Source organism: Paracidovorax oryzae ATCC 19882 (assembly GCF_000687165.1).
In the GTDB taxonomy this organism is placed as follows: domain Bacteria; phylum Pseudomonadota; class Gammaproteobacteria; order Burkholderiales; family Burkholderiaceae_C; genus Paracidovorax; species Paracidovorax oryzae.
The window spans coordinates 118140-135945 of record NZ_JMKU01000007.1 but is presented as its reverse complement, the minus strand read 5'-3'; the positions used below and the strand labels follow the sequence as shown (position 1 = coordinate 135945).

Genomic DNA, 17806 nt, shown 5'->3' with positions numbered 1-17806 from the left:
TACGCGGTTGGCCCGACAGGGCATCCCGCCGCCTGAAGATGGATATTCCGTCAGGCCATGATCCACACCTTGCGTACCGTCTCGAGGGTGCGCCAGGTGCCCACGTAGCCCGGCTTCATGATGAAGCAGTCGCCGGCCCTGAAGATCTTCGGCGCATGCCCGCGTTCGGTGATTTCCACCACGCCGGAGAGGATCAGGCAGAACTCCCAGGTTTCACCCTTGATGGAGTGGTTGAGGCCCGGAGTGGCTTCCCAGACGCCCGCGCGGACGGCGCCGTCCTTGGCGCTGTCGATGTCCCAGTTGCGGCAGACGATGTCGCCCTCGATCACGCGCTCGGCGGGCGGGCGGTATTCGGGGGCTTCGCCCAGCTTGTCGAAGGGAAAGGTCACGAGCAGATCAGACATGGCGCGGTCCTGAAGGGAAGAAGAGAAACCCCCGGTGGGGCGATGCCCCGATGCTAGGCGGGGAGGGAGCCCGGGAGGTGCTGAAAACACGCGCGCCGGCAGCGGCAAATGCGCTTTTGCCGCGGGTCCGCCAGCGCAATCTGCCGCCCATGTTCTCAGGGGTGGGCGGGTTCGATGCGGCTCGCGACGAAACCGCCGGCATCGCGTTCCGCGAGGAAGCGCACCCGTGCCCCCGGCACCTGGGCTGCCGCAGGAATCGCCTCGCGCACGCGGAACACCATGGTCATGGGAGGCATGTCCAGGTTCCGCAGCTCGCCGTGCCGCAGCGTGATGCGGCGGGTGGCGGCGTCCCAGCGCACGACTTCGCCCTCGCTCAGGTCCGGCGCCTGCGGCGCGCTCCCGGTGTTTGCGGTGGTGCCATGGTCCGCATGGTCGGCGGCGGCCGGCTGCGCGCAATAGCTGGTGAACACGCGTGCACTGCCGTCACGAGCGACCAGCAGCACGTCATGGGCATCGCGGCGGCCGCCGTAGAAAGCCCCGTCCATGCCCGGCGACCCCACCGGCATGCCCGGCACGGCCAGGCCCAGGGCGCGGGGCTTTTCGCGCAGCAGGCGCTGTACATCGGCGGCGGGCACGTGGCCTTCGACCAGGTAGCCGCCGACGAGGGCGGTGTGGCAGGAGCCAAGCTTTTGCGGCAGTCCGAGCTTTTCGCGCACGGCGGCGTTGCCGGTGTCGTGCACGGTGGCCTTGAAACCATGGGCCTGCATGTGGTCCACCCAGTCCTTGCAGCAGCCGCAGTTCGGGTCTTTCCAGACTTCGACGGGCGTGGGCCCGGGGCTGGCAGCGCGGGCGAGCAAGGGCAGGCTGGCGGCGGCAGTCGCCGCAGCGCAGAGTGCGGTGCCCAGCCAGGCGCGGCGGATCTCGCCGGCCGCGGAGAGTACAGGAGCCGGGGCGTGGGTGCCCGCGCCGGGCGCGGCGTGGATGGGGTGCGTGGCGATGTTCTTCATGGGGGGACTCCTTTGCGTGCGGAACATGCCGCAGTGATGTAGGGGAAAGCAGCGGTGCTGCCGATGGCAGCAATGGCAGAGCGATCAGTGGTCGTGCCCATGGCCCTGTTGGCTCCCATGGCCGTGGCCCGGCTTGCGCACGCGGGCTGCGCCGTCGTCGGCGCCCGCGCCCGCGCCCGCTGCCGGCGCACCCGCGGCACGCGGTGCGGGCGGCAGGGCATCCGCGCCACCCTGCCATTCATGCGCGCGTGTTCCAGGCGTCTGCACGTAGTCGCCCGGGTCGCGGAAATCCTTCGCCGCGAGGCCCTCGCGCACCTTGAGCACGCTGAACATGCCGCCCATCTCCAGCGCACCGAAGGGGCCGGTGCCGGTCATCATGGGCAGGGTGTTGTCGGGCAGGGGCATTTCCATGGCGCCCATGTCGGCCATGCCGCGATCGCCCATCACCATGTAGTCGGGCACGATCTTCTGGATCTTCCCCACCAGGCCGCTGTGGTCCACGCCGATCATGGTGGGCACGTCGTGGCCCATGGCGCCCATGGTGTGGTGGCTCTTGTGGCAGTGCACGGCCCAGTCGCCGGGTTCGTCGGCGATGAACTCGATCTGCCGCATCTGCCCCACGGCGACGTCGGTGGTCACCTCGGGCCAGCGGGCAGACGGAGGGACGATGCCGCCGTCGGTGCCCGTCACCTCGAATTCGTGGCCGTGCACGTGGATGGGGTGGTTGGTCATGGTGAGGTTGCCGATGCGCAGGCGCACGCGGTCGCCGCGCCGCGCCACGAAGGGGTCGATGCCCGGGAACACGCGGCTGTTCCAGGACCAGATATTGAAGTCCGTCATCTCGTTGATGCGGGGCGTCCGGCTGCCCGGTTCGACCGCGAACGATCCGAGCAGGAAAGCGTAGTCGCGGTCGGCCGTGGCGATGCGCGGATGGCGGCCGCGCGCGTCCAGGCGCGGGTGCGTGATCCACAGGCCCATGAGGCCCATGGCCATCTGCACCATTTCGTCGGCATGCGGGTGGTACATGAAGGTGCCGGGCCGGCGCGCGGTGAACTCGTACACGAAGGTCTTGCCCGAGGGAATCGCCGGCTGGTTGAGGCCCGAGACGCCGTCCATGCCGTTGGGCAGCCGCTGGCCGTGCCAGTGCACGCTGGTGTGCTCGGGCAGGCGGTTGGTGACGAAGATGCGCACGCGGTCGCCTTCGACCACCTCGATCGTGGGGCCGGGGCTCTGGCCGTTGTAGCCCCAGAGGTTGACGTGGAAGCCGGGCGCGAACTCCCGCACCACGGGCTCGGCGACGAGGTGGAATTCCTTGACGCTGCCATTCATGCGCCAGGGCAGGCTCCAGCCGTTGAGGGTGACGACCGGGTGGAAGGGCAGGCCCGTGGGCGGGAGCGGTGGAACCTGGGTGCCGGCGCCCGCGGGCGCGGCGGCCTCGGGCAGGGCCGCGAGGGCCGCGCGGCCCACCGAGGCGGCGGAGAGGGCGGCCACGGCCGTGGCGGCGCCGCCGAAGAAGTGTCTGCGTTGCATGGTGGATCAGTGGCCCGCGCCGGCCGGGGCCGTGCTGGACGAGGAAGTGGGGGAGGACAGGGAGAGGGCGGAGGAGGTGGCCGACGCGGAGGCGGAGGGCTGCGCGCCGGGCGAGGCGACCGCGAGCGCGAACTGCAGGTCGGTGTCGGCGAGCCAGAAGTCGCGCCGGGCGGCGACGGCGTCGGCCACGGCCTGCGTGGTCTGCCGGGCCTGGGCGAGCAGGTCCCAGACGCTGGCGAGCATGCCGTTGTAGCGCAGCAGGGTCTCCTGCTGGATCTGCTGCTGCAGGGGGACGACGTGCTTTTCCTGCTCCTGCGCCAGCTCCCAGGCGGTGCGGTAGCCGCGCCAGTGCATGCGCACTTCGGAGCGGGCGCGCAGGGCCGTCCGCTGGAGCTGGGCGGCGCTCTCGTTCACGAGCCCCTGGGCACGGGCGTTCGCCGCGCCGCCCCAGTCGAACAGCGGCAGCGGCAATTCCAGCTCCCAGCCCCGTTTGACTTCGGAGTGGCCGCCGGCGCCGCGCCCGGTGGTGGTGTCGCGCCGGTAGCCGAGGCCGATATCACCGAAGAGCTGGCCGGCGCGGGCGATGCCCTGCTGGCCGGCCACGCGATCGAGCCCGATGCGCGCCGCTCGCACGTCGAGGCGCTCGCGCAGGGCGCGCTGCTCCAGGGCCGCGGAGTCCATCGGTTCGGCGGGCAGGTCGGGCAGTTGCTTGGGCAGCGTGATCGAATCGGCGGCGGTGCCCCAGAGGCCGAGCGCGAGCGCCAGGGCTTCGCGCTCCGTGCCGGCCGCAAGGCGTGCCCGTGCCAGCCGGGCCCGCGCATCGGCCAACACGGCCTGTTCGCGCGCGGCCTGCAGCCGGCTCCAGTTGCCGGCGCTGGCCATGCGGCGCGCCAGCTCGGCACCGGCTTCGGCGGCATCGTGCATGCGCTCGTGCGCGGCGAGGGTTTCCTGCGCGGCCACGGCGCGCAGCCAGGCGCGGCGGGCGTCGCTGGCGGCGCGCGCGGCATCGGCCGCGGCGGCGAGCGTGTCCTGCTCGCGCAGGCTGCCGGCCCAGCGGTTGCGCCAGGGCAGGGTGATCAACTCCACCAGGCTGAAGGTGATGGAGCGCTCGATCTCGCGCTCATGCGCGGTGGTGAGCCGCCCCAGGCCGAGTACCGGATTGGGCGGCGTGAGCGCCTGCACGCGCTCGGCGTCCTGCACGCCCAGGCGGGCGAGGCGAGCCTGCAGGCCGGGGTGGCGGAGCAGCGCGATGCGCACCGCGGCCTCCTGCGTGAGCGGCGCGGCCAGCCAGTGGGCGACGGCGTCGTCTGCGGCACGCTGCGCGGCGGGGTCCGTGGAGGGCAGGGTGGCACCCTCGGCGCCGGCCGTGCGGCCCTGCAATGTGGCCTGCACATCGCCGCGCAGGCCGTCGGGCGAGACGCTGGCGCAGCCTGCGAGCAGGAGCGCTGCGGCAGCGGGCAGGGCCGACCGGAACGGTCGGAAAGATCGGAAACGGAAATGGGGATGGAATGGGGCGCGGGGCCCGGGGGTCTGCATGGAAAGCCTCTCCTGGACTCGGAAGCGAAAGCGGAACGCGGCCGCGCCGCCGTGCGCCGGGTGCTTCCCTGACGGCACGGCGGGGGCGGACGCACTTCGGGCGTCGAGGCTCAGGAAATGGGCGGCTTGGTGGCCTGCGCGGGCAGGGCGCTCGCGAAGCGGACGGCGGCGGGCACGCGCGGGCCGGCACCGTGGGAGGCCGCGCCTGCAGCAGGCGCGGGAGGGGCCATCACCACCGTATGGCAGATCTCGCAATCGGCGCAGGCGGCATGCGCGGCGTGGTCGCCGGATGCGGCACTGCAGGCGGAGGGAAGTTGCGCATGGGTCGCGGATTCGCCATGGCAGTTCGAGGCGATGGTGGCAGGGTCCAATGATGCGAAGCCGTGTCCGGCATGGGCCATGGCTTGTGGAGCGTGCGCCGCGGCATCGCCGGTGGCTGTGCCGTGGCCATGCTGCGCCCACCCGTCCTGCACTGCGGAGGGGTTTGCATCGGCGCCATGGGCACCATGCTCCGCGTGGGCTGGAACCGCGCTGCCCGCGTGCGGCATTCCCGCCATCTGCGCGGCCATGGCCGGGCCCACGAGCCCGCGCAGGGCCATGAGCACGATCAGCGCGAAGAAAACGAGGCGGCGGCGCATGGGCCCGATGATACGGCGTGCCTGGCGCGCCCGGTCACACGGCCATGTAGCGGCCGGGGCGATGGTTCATGGCCAGCACCAGGTTGAGCGCGACGGCGCCCACGATGGACCAGAGCACCCGGCCCGGCTCGACGGTGAAGAGCGCCAGCAGCACGATCGCGCAGTCCACGCCCATCTGCACCTTGCCGGCGCGCCAGCCGTGCCGGTCCTGCAGGTAGAGCGCGAGGATGCCGACGCCGCCCAGGCTGCAGCGGTGGCGGAACAGCACGAGGAACCCCGTGCCGACGATCAGCCCGCCGGCCACCGCCGCGTAGAGCGGCTGCAGCGCCGACAGCTGCAGGAAGCGCGACTGCGCCTCGGTCATCAGCGAGAGCAGCAGCACCGCCACGAAGGTCTTCAGGGTGAACGCGCGCCCCATCTTGCGCCACGCCAGCCAGTAGAAGGGCAGGTTCAACAGGAAGAACCATTTGCCGAAGCCGATGCCCGTCGCATAGTGCAGCAGGAAGGCGATGCCCGCCGTGCCGCCCGTGAGCAGCCCCGCACTGGTGAAGAACGCCACGCCCACCGAGATCAGCAGCACGCCCGTGAACACGGCCAGCGTGTCTTCGGTGGTGGTGTGCGGGACCATGGCGGCGGCAGGTGCGGGTGCAGCAGGGGACGGGGCGAGGGTCTGGCTCATGGATGGCGAGGTGAAGGGGCGCGCGGCGCGCGGCGGCCGAGGGGCCCGCGATTGCAGCACGGTGCCTGGAGCGGCGGTTTGCGGTGCGTCAAGGGGCGGCCCCTCGCGCGGCGCGCGCGTGGAAAGATGCAGGATTCTAGGGTAAACCCTGATCTGGCGGCGCGGTGCGGGATCGGCAAGGCAGGCATGCCGAGGGTGTTGCAATAACCGTACCTTGGGCGAAGCACCCCTGCGGTGCCGCGTGTCCAGTTCCTGCGGCGCAAGTGGCCCCCGCTCCCCGCCAGGGCATTGCCGCAGGGCTACCGTGCCGACTTACCCTGCTACCGGGCCGCTCTCGAACACCAGGCTGATCGCCGGCGCGTACTTGTCGCCATGGCCGGCGTCGATCGCCTTCTGCAGCGTGTCCAGCAGGTTGCGCGCGCCGGTGGGATCGACGCCGACCTGCTCGCCCAGGGCGACGGCGTACGAGATGTCCTTCCTGGCGTAGGTGACCGGGAAGGCCTTCTCGGGGAACTGGCCGGGAGCGATCGCCTTCATGCCGTGGTTGCGCAGCGCGAAGCTGTCGGCCGAGCCGGTGGAGAAGGCCTGGAACAGCACGTCCGGCTGCACGCCCGCGCGCCGGCCGATGGCGGCGGCCTCGGAGAGCGCGAGCACGGTTTCGTAGAGCACCATGTTGTTGAGGATCTTCACCACCTGGCCGGCGCTGATGCCGCCGGCATGCGTGACGTCCGAGGCGAAGGTGCGGATGAAGGGCGCGATGCGCCCGAACACCTCGGGGCTGGCGCCGACCGGCACGGCCAGGGTGCCGGCCTCGGCGGCGGCGCGCGTGCGCATGACGGGCGCGTCGGCGAAGGCGATGCCCTTGTCCTGCAGCAGCCGGGCCACCTCGAGCGTGACGTCCACCGACGAGGTGCTCAGGTCCACCAGCGTGGTGCCGGGGCGCAGGCGCTCGGCCAGCCCACCGGGCGCGGCCACGACCTGCTTCATGACCTCGCCCGAGGGCAGCGACATGAACACGATGTCGGCCTGCGCGGTCAGCTCCTGCAGGGCCACGGTGCGCACGCCATGTTCCGCGAGCCGCGCGAGCGGCTCCGCATTCAGGTCGGACGCGATCACGGGCGCGCCGCCCTTCGTTGCGATGTGCCGGCAGATGGGCTCGCCCATCACGCCGACGCCGATGAAACCCACGGTGGGTGACTGCATGTTGTTTTCTCCTGGGATGTTGGTTGGGAGCGCGGCGCGGGCCGGCTCAGGCCCGGACGTTGGCGGGGTTCATGCTCCAGTAGATGCCCTTGCTCTGCTGGTAGAGGCGCACGCCGGTCACGCCCTTCTCGCGGCCGATGCCGCTTTCCTTGAAGCCGCCGAACGGCGTGGCGATCGACAGCTGCTTGTAGGTGTTGATCCAGACGAGGCCGGCCTCCAGCGCGCGGGCCACGCGCCAGGCGCGCTGGTAGTTGGCCGTCCAGATGCCCGAGGCGAGGCCGAAGGCGGTGTCGTTGGCCTGGGCGATCAGGTCGTCCTCGTCGTCGAACGGCAGCACGCACAGCACGGGGCCGAAGATTTCCTCGCGCACGGCCGTGGCATGGTTGCCGAGTCCCGCGATCACCGTGGGCCGGTAGAAGGCGCCTGCGCCGAGATGGTCGCCCTCGGGGCGGCAGCCGCCGGCCAGGATCTCGCCGCCTTCGTCGCGCGCGCTCTGCACCATGGCCTCGATGCGCTCGCGGTGCCGGAAGCCGGACACGGGCCCCATCTGCGCGCCGGGCGCATCGGGCAGATCCACGCGCAGCCCGTTGGCGCGTTCCACCAGCATCGCCAGCACCTGGTCGAGCACCTTGCGGTGCACGAAGAGGCGCGAGCCCGCCACGCACGACTGGCCGCTGCCTTCGAAGATGCCGTCCACCACGCCGTCGATGGCGGCGTCCAGCTGCGCGTCGTCGAAGATGATGTGCGGGGACTTGCCGCCCAGCTCCAGCGCGACCGGGATCAGGCGCTGCGCGGCCACGGCGGCGATGCTGCGGCCGGTCTGCGTGCCGCCCGTGAACGACACCATGCGCACGCCGGGGTGGTGGATGATGGCGTGGCCCGTGACCGCGCCGGTGCCGGGCAGCACGTTGAGGATGCCGGGGGGCAGCCCGGCCTCCTGGGCGATGCGAGCCACCGCCAGGCCCACGCTGGGCGTGACTTCGGAAGGCTTGAGCAGCACCGCGTTGCCGGCCGCGAGCGCGGGGGCGATCTTCTGCGCCTCCATCGTCATGGGCGAATTCCACGGGGTGATGGCCGCCACCACGCCGTAGGGCTCGTAGGCCGTCATCGAGAGGTAGTCGCCGCGCGCGGGCGGCACCTCGGCGCCCAGCGTCTCGCACACGGCGGCGTAGTAGCGGTAGGTGGCCGCGGCGCCGGCGACCTGCGTCCTGCATTCGCTCAGCACCTTGCCGTTCTCGATCATCTGCAAGTGCGCGAGTTCGTCCGCATGCGCGCGGATGCCGTCGGAGATGCGCCCCAGGATCTGCGCGCGCACGTGGGGCAGCATGTCGCGCCAGCCCTTGGCCGAGGCCGCGTCGCGCGCGGCGGCCACGGCCGTGTCCACCTGCGCGGCGCTGGCCGCCGTGACGCGGCGGTTGATGCGGCCGGTGGCCGGGTTGACGGAGTCGATGGCGCCGTCTTCGCTGGTGATCCATTCGCCGCCGATGAGCATCGGCTGGGTGGCATTCGTCGTGGTGTCCATGGACATGGTGAAGGTCTTCTCTGTCGCGCTGAAGGATGAAAAAAGGGAGATGGCGGCGGGACCGGGCGGTCAGCTGATGGTCGCGCCCGACTGCTTCACGATCGCCTGCCACTTGCGGTATTCGGCCTGCATGAAGGTGCCGAACGCGGCCGGGTCGCTGGAGACCACCTCGCCGCCGAGGTCGATGAGCTTGGCGCGCAGGTCCGGCTGGTCCACCACCGCGCGGATGTCGGTGGCGATGCGGTTCTGCAGCGCGGCCGGCATCGATGCGGGCGCGAGCACGCCGAACCACGTCGCGGCCTCGAAATTGCGCAGACCCTGCTCGGCGAAGGTGGGGATGTCGGGCACCTTCTCGACGCGCTGGCCGTTGGCGAGCGCGATCGCGCGCAGCTTGCCCGAGGCGATGTGCGGCAGCACCACGGTGAGTGTGGCGAACATGGCGTCCACCGAGCCGCCCAGCAGGTCGGTGATGGCCGGCGCGTCGCCCTTGTAGGGCACGTGCAGCATGCGCGTCTTCATCGCGGCATTGAACATCTCGCCGGCCAGGTGCTGGGCGGTGCCGTTGCCCGGCGAGGCGAAGGTGGCCTTGTCGGGGTTGGCGCGCACGTAGCGCGTGAATTCGTCCACCGTCTTCGCCTCGAGCGTGGGCCGCACCACGAGCACCAGCGGTACCTTCGCGATCAGGCTGAGCGGCGCGAAATCCTTCACCGGGTCGTAATTGAGCTTGGGATAGACCAGGCCGCTGATGGTGTGCGCCGACGTGGTCATGTAGAGCTGGTAGCCGTCGCCGGGCGCGCGCGCCATCTGCGCGGCGGCGAGCGTGGTGCCCGCGCCGGGCTTGTTCTCGACCACCACCGCCTGGCCCCAGCGCGCGCCGAGCCGGTCCACCACCGCGCGGGCCACGATGTCCGTGGCGCCGCCCGCGGCATACGGCACGACCATGCGCACCGTGTCGTTCGGGTACCTGGGCGCCTGCGCGAAGGACAGGCCGGGCGCGAGCGAGGCCAGCAGCAGGCCGCCCAGTGCGTGCCGTCGGGTGAGGGAGTCGGTGGTCATGGATGTGTCTCCTGGTTTTTCATCGTTGCTGAAGGAATGGCGGCCGCTCACAGGCGGTAGAACTGCGCGGCGGTGTCGCGGTAGAGCCAGCGCTTGTCGCCCTCGGACAGGTCCGCCGTGACGCGCTTGAACGCGTTCCAGAGCACGGCGTAGCTGCACGTGCCCTTGTCGACGGGGAAGTTGCTCTCGAACATGCATCTCTGCGGGCCGAAGATCTCGATGCATTCGCGGAGGTAAGGGCCCCAGGCCTGGGCCAGCGCTTCGGAAGTGGGCGGCGCGTCCCGCAGGTGGAACGGAAACCCGATCACGCTCATGCCCAGCCCGCCCAGCTTGACGCAGACGTTGGGCAATTCGGCGATGCGGCGCATGTCGGCCCTCCACTGCGCGAACACCGCATCGTGCCGGCCCGCGTAGGGCCCGACGCCGACCGGCGCCCCGACGTGGTCGATCGCCACGGGCGTCTGCGGGAAGGCGCGGGCCAGGTCGGCGAGTTCGGCCAGCTGGGTGTGGTACGCCCAGGAATCGAAGCTCAGCCCGAAGGGGGCGAGCTTCGCGAACCCCTCGCGGAACGGGCCGTTCAGGTACAGGTGCAGCGGCGGCGCCTGCATGACGCCGTACTGGAATTCGGGATGCGCCGCGGCATGGCAGCGGATGCCGCGGAATCGCCCGTTGCCAGCCTCCAGGTGCGCCACGAGCACCTCCTCGACGGCCGCGCCCAGCGAGAGATCGGCGAAGCCGACGATACCGGCGCAGAGCCGCGTGGCGTGCCCCGCCTGGGCGGCTTCGCGCGCGATGCGGACCACGCGCTCGGTTTCGCCCACGGGGCGAAGGTGCTCCGGGCCGTGGTCGCGGTACGCGAAGCCCACTTGGATGAACACCGTCGATTCGATGCGGTGGCCCGAGCCCAGGTCGGCCAGCAGGTCGTCCGCGAGGTAGCCGCCCCAGCCGTGGTCGGACAGGTGGTGGTGCGGATCGATGATGGCGAGATCGGGCTCGAGTGCCGCCTCGGTGTGCTGCGCGAGCCACGCGGGCCGCACTTCCGCGCGCGGGATGACCGGCGGGGCGGAGGGCGCGTTCTGCGGATGCATGGGGAGGGTCCTTTCGTGTGCGGCCTTCAGATGCCGAGGAAGGCCTTCTGCACGAAGCTGTCGTTCAGCAGCTCCTGTCCGGAGCCCGAGCGGATCACGCTCCCCTGCTCGAACACGTAGGCGTCGTGCGCCATCTTCAGGGCCAGCCGCGCGTTCTGCTCGACCAGGACGACGGAGATGCCGGTCTCGGCATTCAGCCGCCGGATCGCCTGCGCGATTTCCGAGACGATCTTGGGCGCGATGCCGAGCGAAGGCTCGTCGAGCATCAGGATGCGCGGGTGCGACATCAGAGCCCGGCCGATGGCGACCATCTGCTGCTCGCCGCCCGATAGCGACCCCGCCATCTGCTCGCGCCGCTCCTTCACGCGCGGGAAAAGTTCATAGACCAAGTCCAGCGACCGGGCGCGCTGCGCGGACGAGCGCACCGTGTGGGCGCCCACCATCAGGTTCTCCCAGACGGACATGCGCGGAAAGAGCCGGCGGCCCTCGGGCGAGAGTGCGAGCCCCAGCCCCACGCGCTGCGCCGCGTGCGTGCCCTCGATCGGCTGGCCGTCCAGCAGCAGCGAGCCGGCCGTCAGGCGCTTGAGGCCCATCAGCGCCTTGAGCGTGGTGCTCTTGCCGGCGCCGTTGGAGCCGATCAGCGCCACGATCTTCCCCGCATCGATGCGGAAGCCCACGCCGTGCAGGGCCTGCACCAGCCCGTAGTGGACGACGATGTCCTTGACTTCAAGCGTGCGCATCTTCATCCACTCCCAGGTAGGCCTCGATCACCGCCGGGCTGTTGCGGATTTCTTCCGCCGTGCCCTGCGCGATCTTCTGTCCCTGCACGAGGACGATGATCTTTTCGCAGGTGCCCATCACCAGCGCCATGTGGTGCTCGACGAACAGCAGCGAAATGCCGTGCGCATCGCGCAGCGTCTTGAGCAGCCGCCCGAACTCGGCGCATTCCTCGGGGTTGAGGCCGGCGGCGGGCTCGTCGAGCAGCAGCAGGCGCGGCCGGGTGGCCAGGCCCACGGCCACGCCGATGCGCTTCTGGTGGCCGTAGGCCAGCTCGCCCGCGATCTCGTGCCGCAGCGGCGCGAGCCCCGTGGTCTCCAGCACCTGGTCCACCTGCTCGCGCACGCGGCGGCAGGCATCGCGGTAGGCTGCGGTCTGCGCGATCTGGGCCCAGACGGGCACGCCGAAATGGCAGAGCGCGCCGCGGTAGACGTTCTCCTGCACCGTCGACTTCGGGTAGACCGTGGCCGACTGGAAGGTGCGGGCCAGGCCGTGGCGCACCACCTGGCTCGGCTTGTGGCCGGTGATGTCCTCGCCCGCGAAGACGATGTGGCCGGCCGAAGGAGGCAGCGCGCCGCTGATCATGTTGAACGCCGTGCTCTTGCCGGCGCCGTTCGGGCCGATCAGCCCGACGATCTCGCCTTCGTTCAGCGTGAAGCTCAGGTCGCGCACGGCGGCCAGGCCGCCGAAGTTCTTGCCCAGGCCCTCGATGGTGAGCAATGCGGTCATCGCGTGCCTTTCTGGCGCCGCAGCCGGGCGCCGATGCCGACCAGACCCATCGGCAGGAACTTGAGCACCAGGATCAGCGTGATCCCGTAGAGGATGTTCTGCGTCTCGATCGCGCTGCGGAACAGCTCCGGCAGCGGCGTCATGATGAGCGCGCCGAGGATCGGGCCGACCACCGAGCCGCGTCCGCCGATCACCAGCATGATGATGGCCGCCACGGACACGTGCTGGCTGAACGACTCGGGCGACACGAAGCCCAGGTAGTGCGCGAGCAGTGCCCCCGCGAAACCCGCGAGCCCGCTGCCCAGCAGGAAGGCGAACATCTGCGTGCCCTGGATGCCGATGCCGCTCGCCTCGGCCAGGTCGGGGTTGTCGCCCACCGCGTCGAGTTCGTGCCCGCGCGGCGTCTTGAAGAGCACGATCAGCAGCACGATCGACGCGAAGGCGCCGGCCGCCGCGAGGCCGTAGAACGACAGCTTGCTGTCCAGCGCGATGCCGAAGATGCTGGCCGGCGGAATGTTGGCGATGCCGTTGGCGCCGCCGGTGAGGTTGCCGCCCTCCAGCAGCACCAGCCGGAACAGCTCGCCGAAGCAGAAGGTGACGAGCACGAAGTACACGCCCTGCAGGCGCAGGATCACCGCGCCCAGCAGCCAGGCCACCAGCACGGAAGCTCCCACGCCCGTCAGCACCGAGACGGGGAACGGGGTGTGCAGGCGCGTGGTGCAGATCACCGCCGTGAACGCGCCCATGCCCATGAACGCGGCATGGCAGAACGACAGCTGCCCCGTGCGGCTGATGACCGACAGCCCGTTCACGAAGACGATGTTGATGCAGATGAGCACCGCGAGGTGCACGTAGAACGGATTGCCGGCCAGCAGCAGCGGTGCGGCGAAGAGCGCCAGCAGCGCGGGAATCCAGGCCTTCCAGGGGCCTCCGGGCGCGGCCGGCGATGCCTGGGCCGCCGGGCGCGGGGCAGGGGTGGGGTGCATGGTGGAAGCGTCGTGCATGGTTCAGCGACCTGCCTTTCCGAGCAGGCCCGAGGGGCGGAAGATCAGCATCAGGATCACGAAGCCGAAGAGCAGCATGTCGGAGACGCTGCTGGACATGAAGGTGTTGGCCACGCTCTCGAACACGCCCAGCAGCAGCGCCGCGAGCGCCGCGCCCGGGATGCTGCCGAGCCCGCCCAGGATCACCACGATGAACGCCTTGAGCAGCGGCGTGGAGCCGATGCCGGGCGATACCGAGAACACGGGCGCCATCAGCGCGCCGGCCACCGCCGCCAGCCCCACGCCGATGCCGAAGCCCAGCGGGTACATGAACTGCGAGCGGATGCCCTGGGCGTTCGCGATCTCGATGTCCTGCACCACGGCGCGCAACGCGCGGCCGCCGCGGCTGTGCATGAGAAAGCCGTAGAGCGCCGCCAGCACCGCCAGCGAGAACACCACCACGTAGAGCCGCGACATCGGCAGCACCACCGGCCCGAGCGCAACCACGCCTTCGGCCACGGCGGGCATCGACTGCGGATCGGGCCCGAAGACCATGAGCGCGCCGTTCTGCAGGATCATCGCCAGGCCGATGGTGGCGATCATCCCGTTGAGCTCGTCGCCCCGGAAGCCCTTCATCACCACCACTTCGATCAGCCAGCCGGCCACCAGCGTGACGGCGAAGGTGGCGAGCACGGCGGCCAGGAAGGGCAGCTGCAGCTTCGTGACGCAGACATAGGCGACGAAGGCGCCCAGCATGTAGAACTCGCCATGCGCGAAATTCACCACGCGCATGACGCCGAAGACCAGCGTGAAGCCGATGGCCATCAGCAGGTAGAGCAACCCGATGATGAGGCCGTTGGTCAGTGCCTGGCCGAGCAGGAAAGTGAAATCCACGGCGGTGTTCCCGGAGAGTGGGCGCCGGTCACTTGCAGGCAGTGAGCGAGCAGGTCGCCTCGACCACTTCCTGGCCATCCTGCACGCGGGCGATGTAGAAGGGCGCGTCGATCTGGTGGGCGATGCCGTACACGCTCGCGCCCGTCCAGTTCAGGGTGCCCAGGATGCCTTGGTAGTCCTTGATGGCCTCGAGCGCGGTGCGCACCTTGTCGGTGTCCGCCGCGGTGCCGGCCGAGGCCATGGCCTGGAACAGCATGCGCGTGCCGTCGTAGAACGCCGGGCTGAAGCCGTTCATGCGCTTCTTGTACTTGGCGAAGTAGCGCTCGGAGTAGGCCTTGACGGCGGCATTCGCCGGGTTGACGGGCGTGTTCACCAGCATGCCGTTGGTCGCGCCGGCACCCGCCACGTTCACGATCTCGGGCGTCGCGGGGCCGCCGCTGCGGATGATCGCGCCCTTGAATCCCAACTCGCGCGCCTGCTTGACGATCAGGCCCGCGGTGCCGGGCGCGTTGCCGTCCAGCTCGATCGCATCGACGCCCTTGGCCATCAGGCGGGTGAGCAGCGGCATCATGTCCACGCGCTCGCGCTCGAAGAATTCCTTGGCGTTGAGTTGGGCGCCGGCCTTGGCGTAGGCCTTCTCCAGATCCTGCGCGATCTGCTGGCCGGTCTCGTCGTTCGGGAACAGGCCGCCGACCTTCTTCACGCCCTTGGCCTTCACGATCCAGTCGATCTGGGGCTGGGACGTTTCCATCGTCGTCAGGTTGGGCCGGAAGTTGAAGGGCTTGTCCTTGGCGAGCGCCTTGTCGGTGAAGCCGAGCGTGAGCATCACCACCTTGTTCTTGTTCACGATGGGCGACACCGCCAGCGCGGCGGCGGAGCCGACCGGGCCGATGATGTACTGCACCTTGTCCTCGAAGATCAGGCGGTTGGCCGCCGTCACCGCCTCGCCGGCCTGGTACTTGTCGTCGTAGGCCACCACTTTCACCGGGTGCTTCCTGCCACCCACCTCCAGGCCGCCCTTGGCGTTCACGTCGTCGGCCGCGAGCTCGGCCGCGTAGAGCATCGCCTGTCCCCAGGCCGCGCCCGCGCCCGACAGCGTGACGATGGCGCCGATCTTGATCTCCTCCTGGGCCGAGGCGGGGCCGGCGAGGCACAGGGTGGCGAGGGCGGCGGCGGTGGCGAAGGTCTTCTTCATGGTTGTCTCCTGGAATGTGTGTTGTGTGACCGACGGGAAAAAAGGGGAAATCAGGAACCGGAGGGCGGGGCGGCGTGCCCGCGCTGCGCGATGGCCTCCAGCACCGGGGCGATGTATTTCTTGAACTGCACGGGGTTCTCGCTCATCGGGAAGTGACCCAGTTCCTCCATCACCACGGCCTGCGCGCCGGGAATGTCCTGCGCGGTGCGCAGCGTGTCTTCCGGAGTGCACGAGAAGTCGTACTCCCCGGTGAGCAGGTAGAGCGGTGTGGTGTTCGTGTCGATGCCGCCCAGCTGGCCGCGCAGGTCCGAATCGACGCGGTAGAAGTACAGATCGCCACGGAAGATGCCCGGGCCGCTCTGCCGGTACTGCCACAGCGTTTCGTGGCGGTACTGCGCGGGGCTCTGCGGCGCGACCAGGCCGGAGACCAGGGCCGCGCAGACCTCGCCGCCGTGCACGTCGGGGCGGTTCAGCCAGCTGGTGTCGTACCAGGGCTGCTGGTGGTCGGCGCCTTCGAGGCCGATGAGCGCGCGGAACTCCTCGCCATGGGCGTGCGCCAGCTGCAGCACGATGCGCCCGCCGATCGAGCAGCCCATGACCACGGGCCGGTCCAGCCCGAGCGCCGCGATGAACGCGCGGATGGTGGCCACGTATCGCTCGGTGGTCAGCTCGTAGTCGCGGTCCTGGAAGCCGACGGGCGGATAGGACTTGCCATGCCATGGCATGTCGAAGGCGATCACGCGGAAGCGCGAGGTGACGTCCTCGTCGCACAGCAGGTGGCGGAACTGGCGGCCGTCCGATCCGGCGGTGTGCAGGCACAGCAGCGGGATGCCTTCGCCGCATTCCTCGAAGTACACCCGGCAGGTTTCGCCCAGGATGTCGAAGTGAACGTACCGGCCGACGATGGGTTCCATGGTGGCGTTCATCGCGTTTCCTCTCTCGGGGTTCAGTGGGCCGGCGCCGAGCGCGGCAGGGCCAGGACGTCCTTCAGGTACTGCAGGTGGGCGAACAGCAGGTGCGAGTCGCCCTCGATCGCCATGGCGCCGCGCTTGGTCAGCGCGAACAGGTCGTGCCAGCCAGGACGGGGGATGGGCTCCCACAGGGCCGTCCACGCCTCCTCGGTGCCGCGGATGACCAGATCGGCCGGCGCGAACAGCGGCATCTGGGCCTGCAGGCTCTCGACCCTGCCGCCACGGATGCGCAGCAGGTAGGGCACGTCGCCCACCACCACCTTCAGGTCGGCGGTCAGATGGCGGCCGCGGTGCACCAGCCGGTCGTCGGCGTTCACGCGCTGCGCGATGGATTCGAAGCGTTGCTGCAGGGAGCCGGTCATGTCGCGATCCTTTCGTGGCGTGGTCAGTCGGCGCCCACGCCGATGGGGCTGGGCAGGCGCTTTTCGGTGTTGTGGCGCAGCAGCGCGGCGGTGCGGAAGATGCCGTGCGCGAACTTGCCGTAGGGCAGGGTGGCGAACAGCGCGATCACCGCGCCCAGGTGCAGGCACAGCAGCAACGCGAGCGCCGGGGTGCCGCGGCCGAGCCAGAGCGCCATGCCGCTCGCGGCCACCAGGAACAGCAGGGCGATGAACCCCAGGTCCATGGGCTGCTGCCTGGCGTCGCCGTGCTGCGGATGCCGGGCGCGGCGCAGCGTCCAGAGGCCCGCGGTGCCGACCATCAGGCCCACGCCGCCCAGTGCGCCCAGCAGCTTGGGCAGGCTGGGCAGCTCGTAGGGCGCCACCCAGCCGAAGGCATAGTGGTAGACGGTGCCGAGCGACGTGGCGGCGAAGCACAGCAAAAAGCCGTAGAAGGTGAGGTGGTGGAAGCGCCGGCGCTTCAGGGTATAGGCGTCGTCCTCCTCGTGGCAGCCTTCACCGTGGCCGCCGCCCAGGTACTTGAGGCGCAGCACGTCGGAGGTAGCCTCGGCGGCGGCGGGCGCCCCCACGTCCACGCCGCTGGTGGCGGGCTTCACGTCCTTCCAGAAGCGGCGCACGCCCATCGCCAGCGCGAACACCGCGAACAGGAACACCGGCGCGAAAATGCCCACCAGCAGGTTGTGCGGGAACAGGTGGTAGAAGTTGTTGCCCAGCCCGCCGCCCCAGAGCCGTGCCACGCCGCCCTGCAGCGCCACGGCCAGCGCCAGGAAGAGGAACAGGCCGGCCGCCAGCGCCAGCGACAGCGTGAGGCCGTTGCGCTGGTAGAGCCGTCCCAGCGCGGGCGGCCAGGCGTAGTCCACGTAGGTCTGGCCGCGCACCTCGGCCATGGCCTTCGGGATGTTCACGCCGAATGCATGCGGCGGCGCGTACTGGCAGGCGTGCAGGCAGGCCCCGCAGTTGTGGCACAGGTTGGCCAGGTAGTGCACATCGGCCTTGCCGAACTCCAGCCGCCGCGTCATCGCGGGAAACACCGCGCAAAAACCCTCGCAGTAGCGGCAGGCATTGCAGATCTGCAGCGCGCGCGCCACCTCGGCCTCGGAGGCGGTCTCGGTCGGCGCGGGGCGGATCGGGATCACCCGGCGCGCGGTGGGCATCCGGTCCTGGGCCTCGTCGGCCATGGGGTGGGGGTTCTGCAT

Annotated in this window: 17 protein-coding genes and 2 pseudogenes; all 19 read right to left on the bottom strand. The window is 70.4% G+C overall.

Annotated features, from left to right (window positions below; all coding sequences use genetic code 11):
• Window positions 1–50 precede the first annotated feature (50 nt).
• The gene (locus tag T336_RS0106875) at window positions 51–404 is read right to left on the bottom strand and encodes a cupin domain-containing protein (RefSeq protein WP_026431982.1); all 354 of its coding nucleotides are present in this window, start codon (window positions 402–404) and stop codon (window positions 51–53) included.
• Between the two features lie 155 nt (window positions 405–559).
• Window positions 560–766, bottom strand: a pseudogene (locus T336_RS27340) (copper-binding protein); the annotation flags it as partial.
• Window positions 767–859: 93 nt separating this feature from the next.
• Window positions 860–1411: pseudogene (locus T336_RS27335) on the bottom strand (DUF411 domain-containing protein); the annotation flags it as partial.
• Window positions 1412–1495: 84 nt separating this feature from the next.
• A complete protein-coding gene (locus T336_RS0106865) occupies window positions 1496–2941 on the bottom strand; it encodes a multicopper oxidase family protein (protein ID WP_026431980.1) in 1446 nt (481 codons plus the stop codon).
• 6 nt (window positions 2942–2947) lie between these two features.
• Window positions 2948–4477, bottom strand: coding sequence for a TolC family protein (locus tag T336_RS0106860; RefSeq protein ID WP_026431979.1), 1530 nt, complete (start codon window positions 4475–4477; stop codon window positions 2948–2950).
• 110 nt (window positions 4478–4587) lie between these two features.
• Entirely contained in the window at window positions 4588–5115 is a 528-nt protein-coding gene (locus T336_RS0106855; RefSeq protein ID WP_026431978.1) for a hypothetical protein, read from the bottom strand.
• Window positions 5116–5149: 34 nt separating this feature from the next.
• On the bottom strand, window positions 5150–5794 hold the full coding sequence (locus tag T336_RS0106850; RefSeq protein WP_026431977.1) for a YitT family protein: 645 nt from the start codon (window positions 5792–5794) through the stop codon (window positions 5150–5152).
• Window positions 5795–6106: 312 nt separating this feature from the next.
• Complete coding sequence (locus T336_RS0106845) at window positions 6107–6997, bottom strand: NAD(P)-dependent oxidoreductase (RefSeq protein WP_026431976.1); 891 nt, start codon at window positions 6995–6997, stop codon at window positions 6107–6109.
• Window positions 6998–7043: 46 nt separating this feature from the next.
• The gene (locus T336_RS0106840) at window positions 7044–8519 is read right to left on the bottom strand and encodes an aldehyde dehydrogenase (RefSeq protein WP_026431975.1); all 1476 of its coding nucleotides are present in this window, start codon (window positions 8517–8519) and stop codon (window positions 7044–7046) included.
• 69 nt (window positions 8520–8588) lie between these two features.
• Entirely contained in the window at window positions 8589–9575 is a 987-nt protein-coding gene (locus tag T336_RS0106835; protein WP_035225396.1) for a tripartite tricarboxylate transporter substrate binding protein, read from the bottom strand.
• A gap of 47 nt (window positions 9576–9622) precedes the next feature.
• On the bottom strand, window positions 9623–10663 hold the full coding sequence (locus T336_RS0106830; protein ID WP_026431973.1) for an amidohydrolase family protein: 1041 nt from the start codon (window positions 10661–10663) through the stop codon (window positions 9623–9625).
• Window positions 10664–10689: 26 nt separating this feature from the next.
• On the bottom strand, window positions 10690–11403 hold the full coding sequence (locus T336_RS0106825; RefSeq protein ID WP_026431972.1) for an ABC transporter ATP-binding protein: 714 nt from the start codon (window positions 11401–11403) through the stop codon (window positions 10690–10692).
• Window positions 11390–12169, bottom strand: a complete 780-nt coding sequence (locus tag T336_RS0106820; RefSeq protein WP_026431971.1) for an ABC transporter ATP-binding protein — start codon at window positions 12167–12169, stop codon at window positions 11390–11392. Before T336_RS0106820 ends, T336_RS0106825 begins: the two co-directional genes overlap by 14 nt.
• A complete protein-coding gene (locus tag T336_RS0106815; RefSeq protein ID WP_026431970.1) occupies window positions 12166–13173 on the bottom strand; it encodes a branched-chain amino acid ABC transporter permease in 1008 nt (335 codons plus the stop codon). The genes T336_RS0106820 and T336_RS0106815 overlap by 4 nt, the downstream gene beginning before the upstream one ends.
• 3 nt (window positions 13174–13176) lie before the next feature.
• Window positions 13177–14046 (bottom strand): branched-chain amino acid ABC transporter permease, encoded by an 870-nt coding sequence (locus tag T336_RS0106810; protein ID WP_026431969.1) that lies wholly within the window; start codon window positions 14044–14046, stop codon window positions 13177–13179.
• A gap of 28 nt (window positions 14047–14074) precedes the next feature.
• Window positions 14075–15241, bottom strand: a complete 1167-nt coding sequence (locus T336_RS0106805; protein ID WP_026431968.1) for an ABC transporter substrate-binding protein — start codon at window positions 15239–15241, stop codon at window positions 14075–14077.
• A 50-nt stretch (window positions 15242–15291) separates the two neighbouring features.
• Window positions 15292–16167: an alpha/beta fold hydrolase gene (locus tag T336_RS0106800; protein ID WP_026431967.1), complete on the bottom strand. Its 876-nt coding sequence runs from the start codon at window positions 16165–16167 to the stop codon at window positions 15292–15294.
• Between the two features lie 20 nt (window positions 16168–16187).
• Complete coding sequence (locus tag T336_RS0106795; protein ID WP_026431966.1) at window positions 16188–16574, bottom strand: hypothetical protein; 387 nt, start codon at window positions 16572–16574, stop codon at window positions 16188–16190.
• A gap of 23 nt (window positions 16575–16597) precedes the next feature.
• Window positions 16598–17806 (bottom strand): tricarballylate utilization 4Fe-4S protein TcuB, encoded by a 1209-nt coding sequence (tcuB, locus tag T336_RS0106790; RefSeq protein WP_026431965.1) that lies wholly within the window; start codon window positions 17804–17806, stop codon window positions 16598–16600.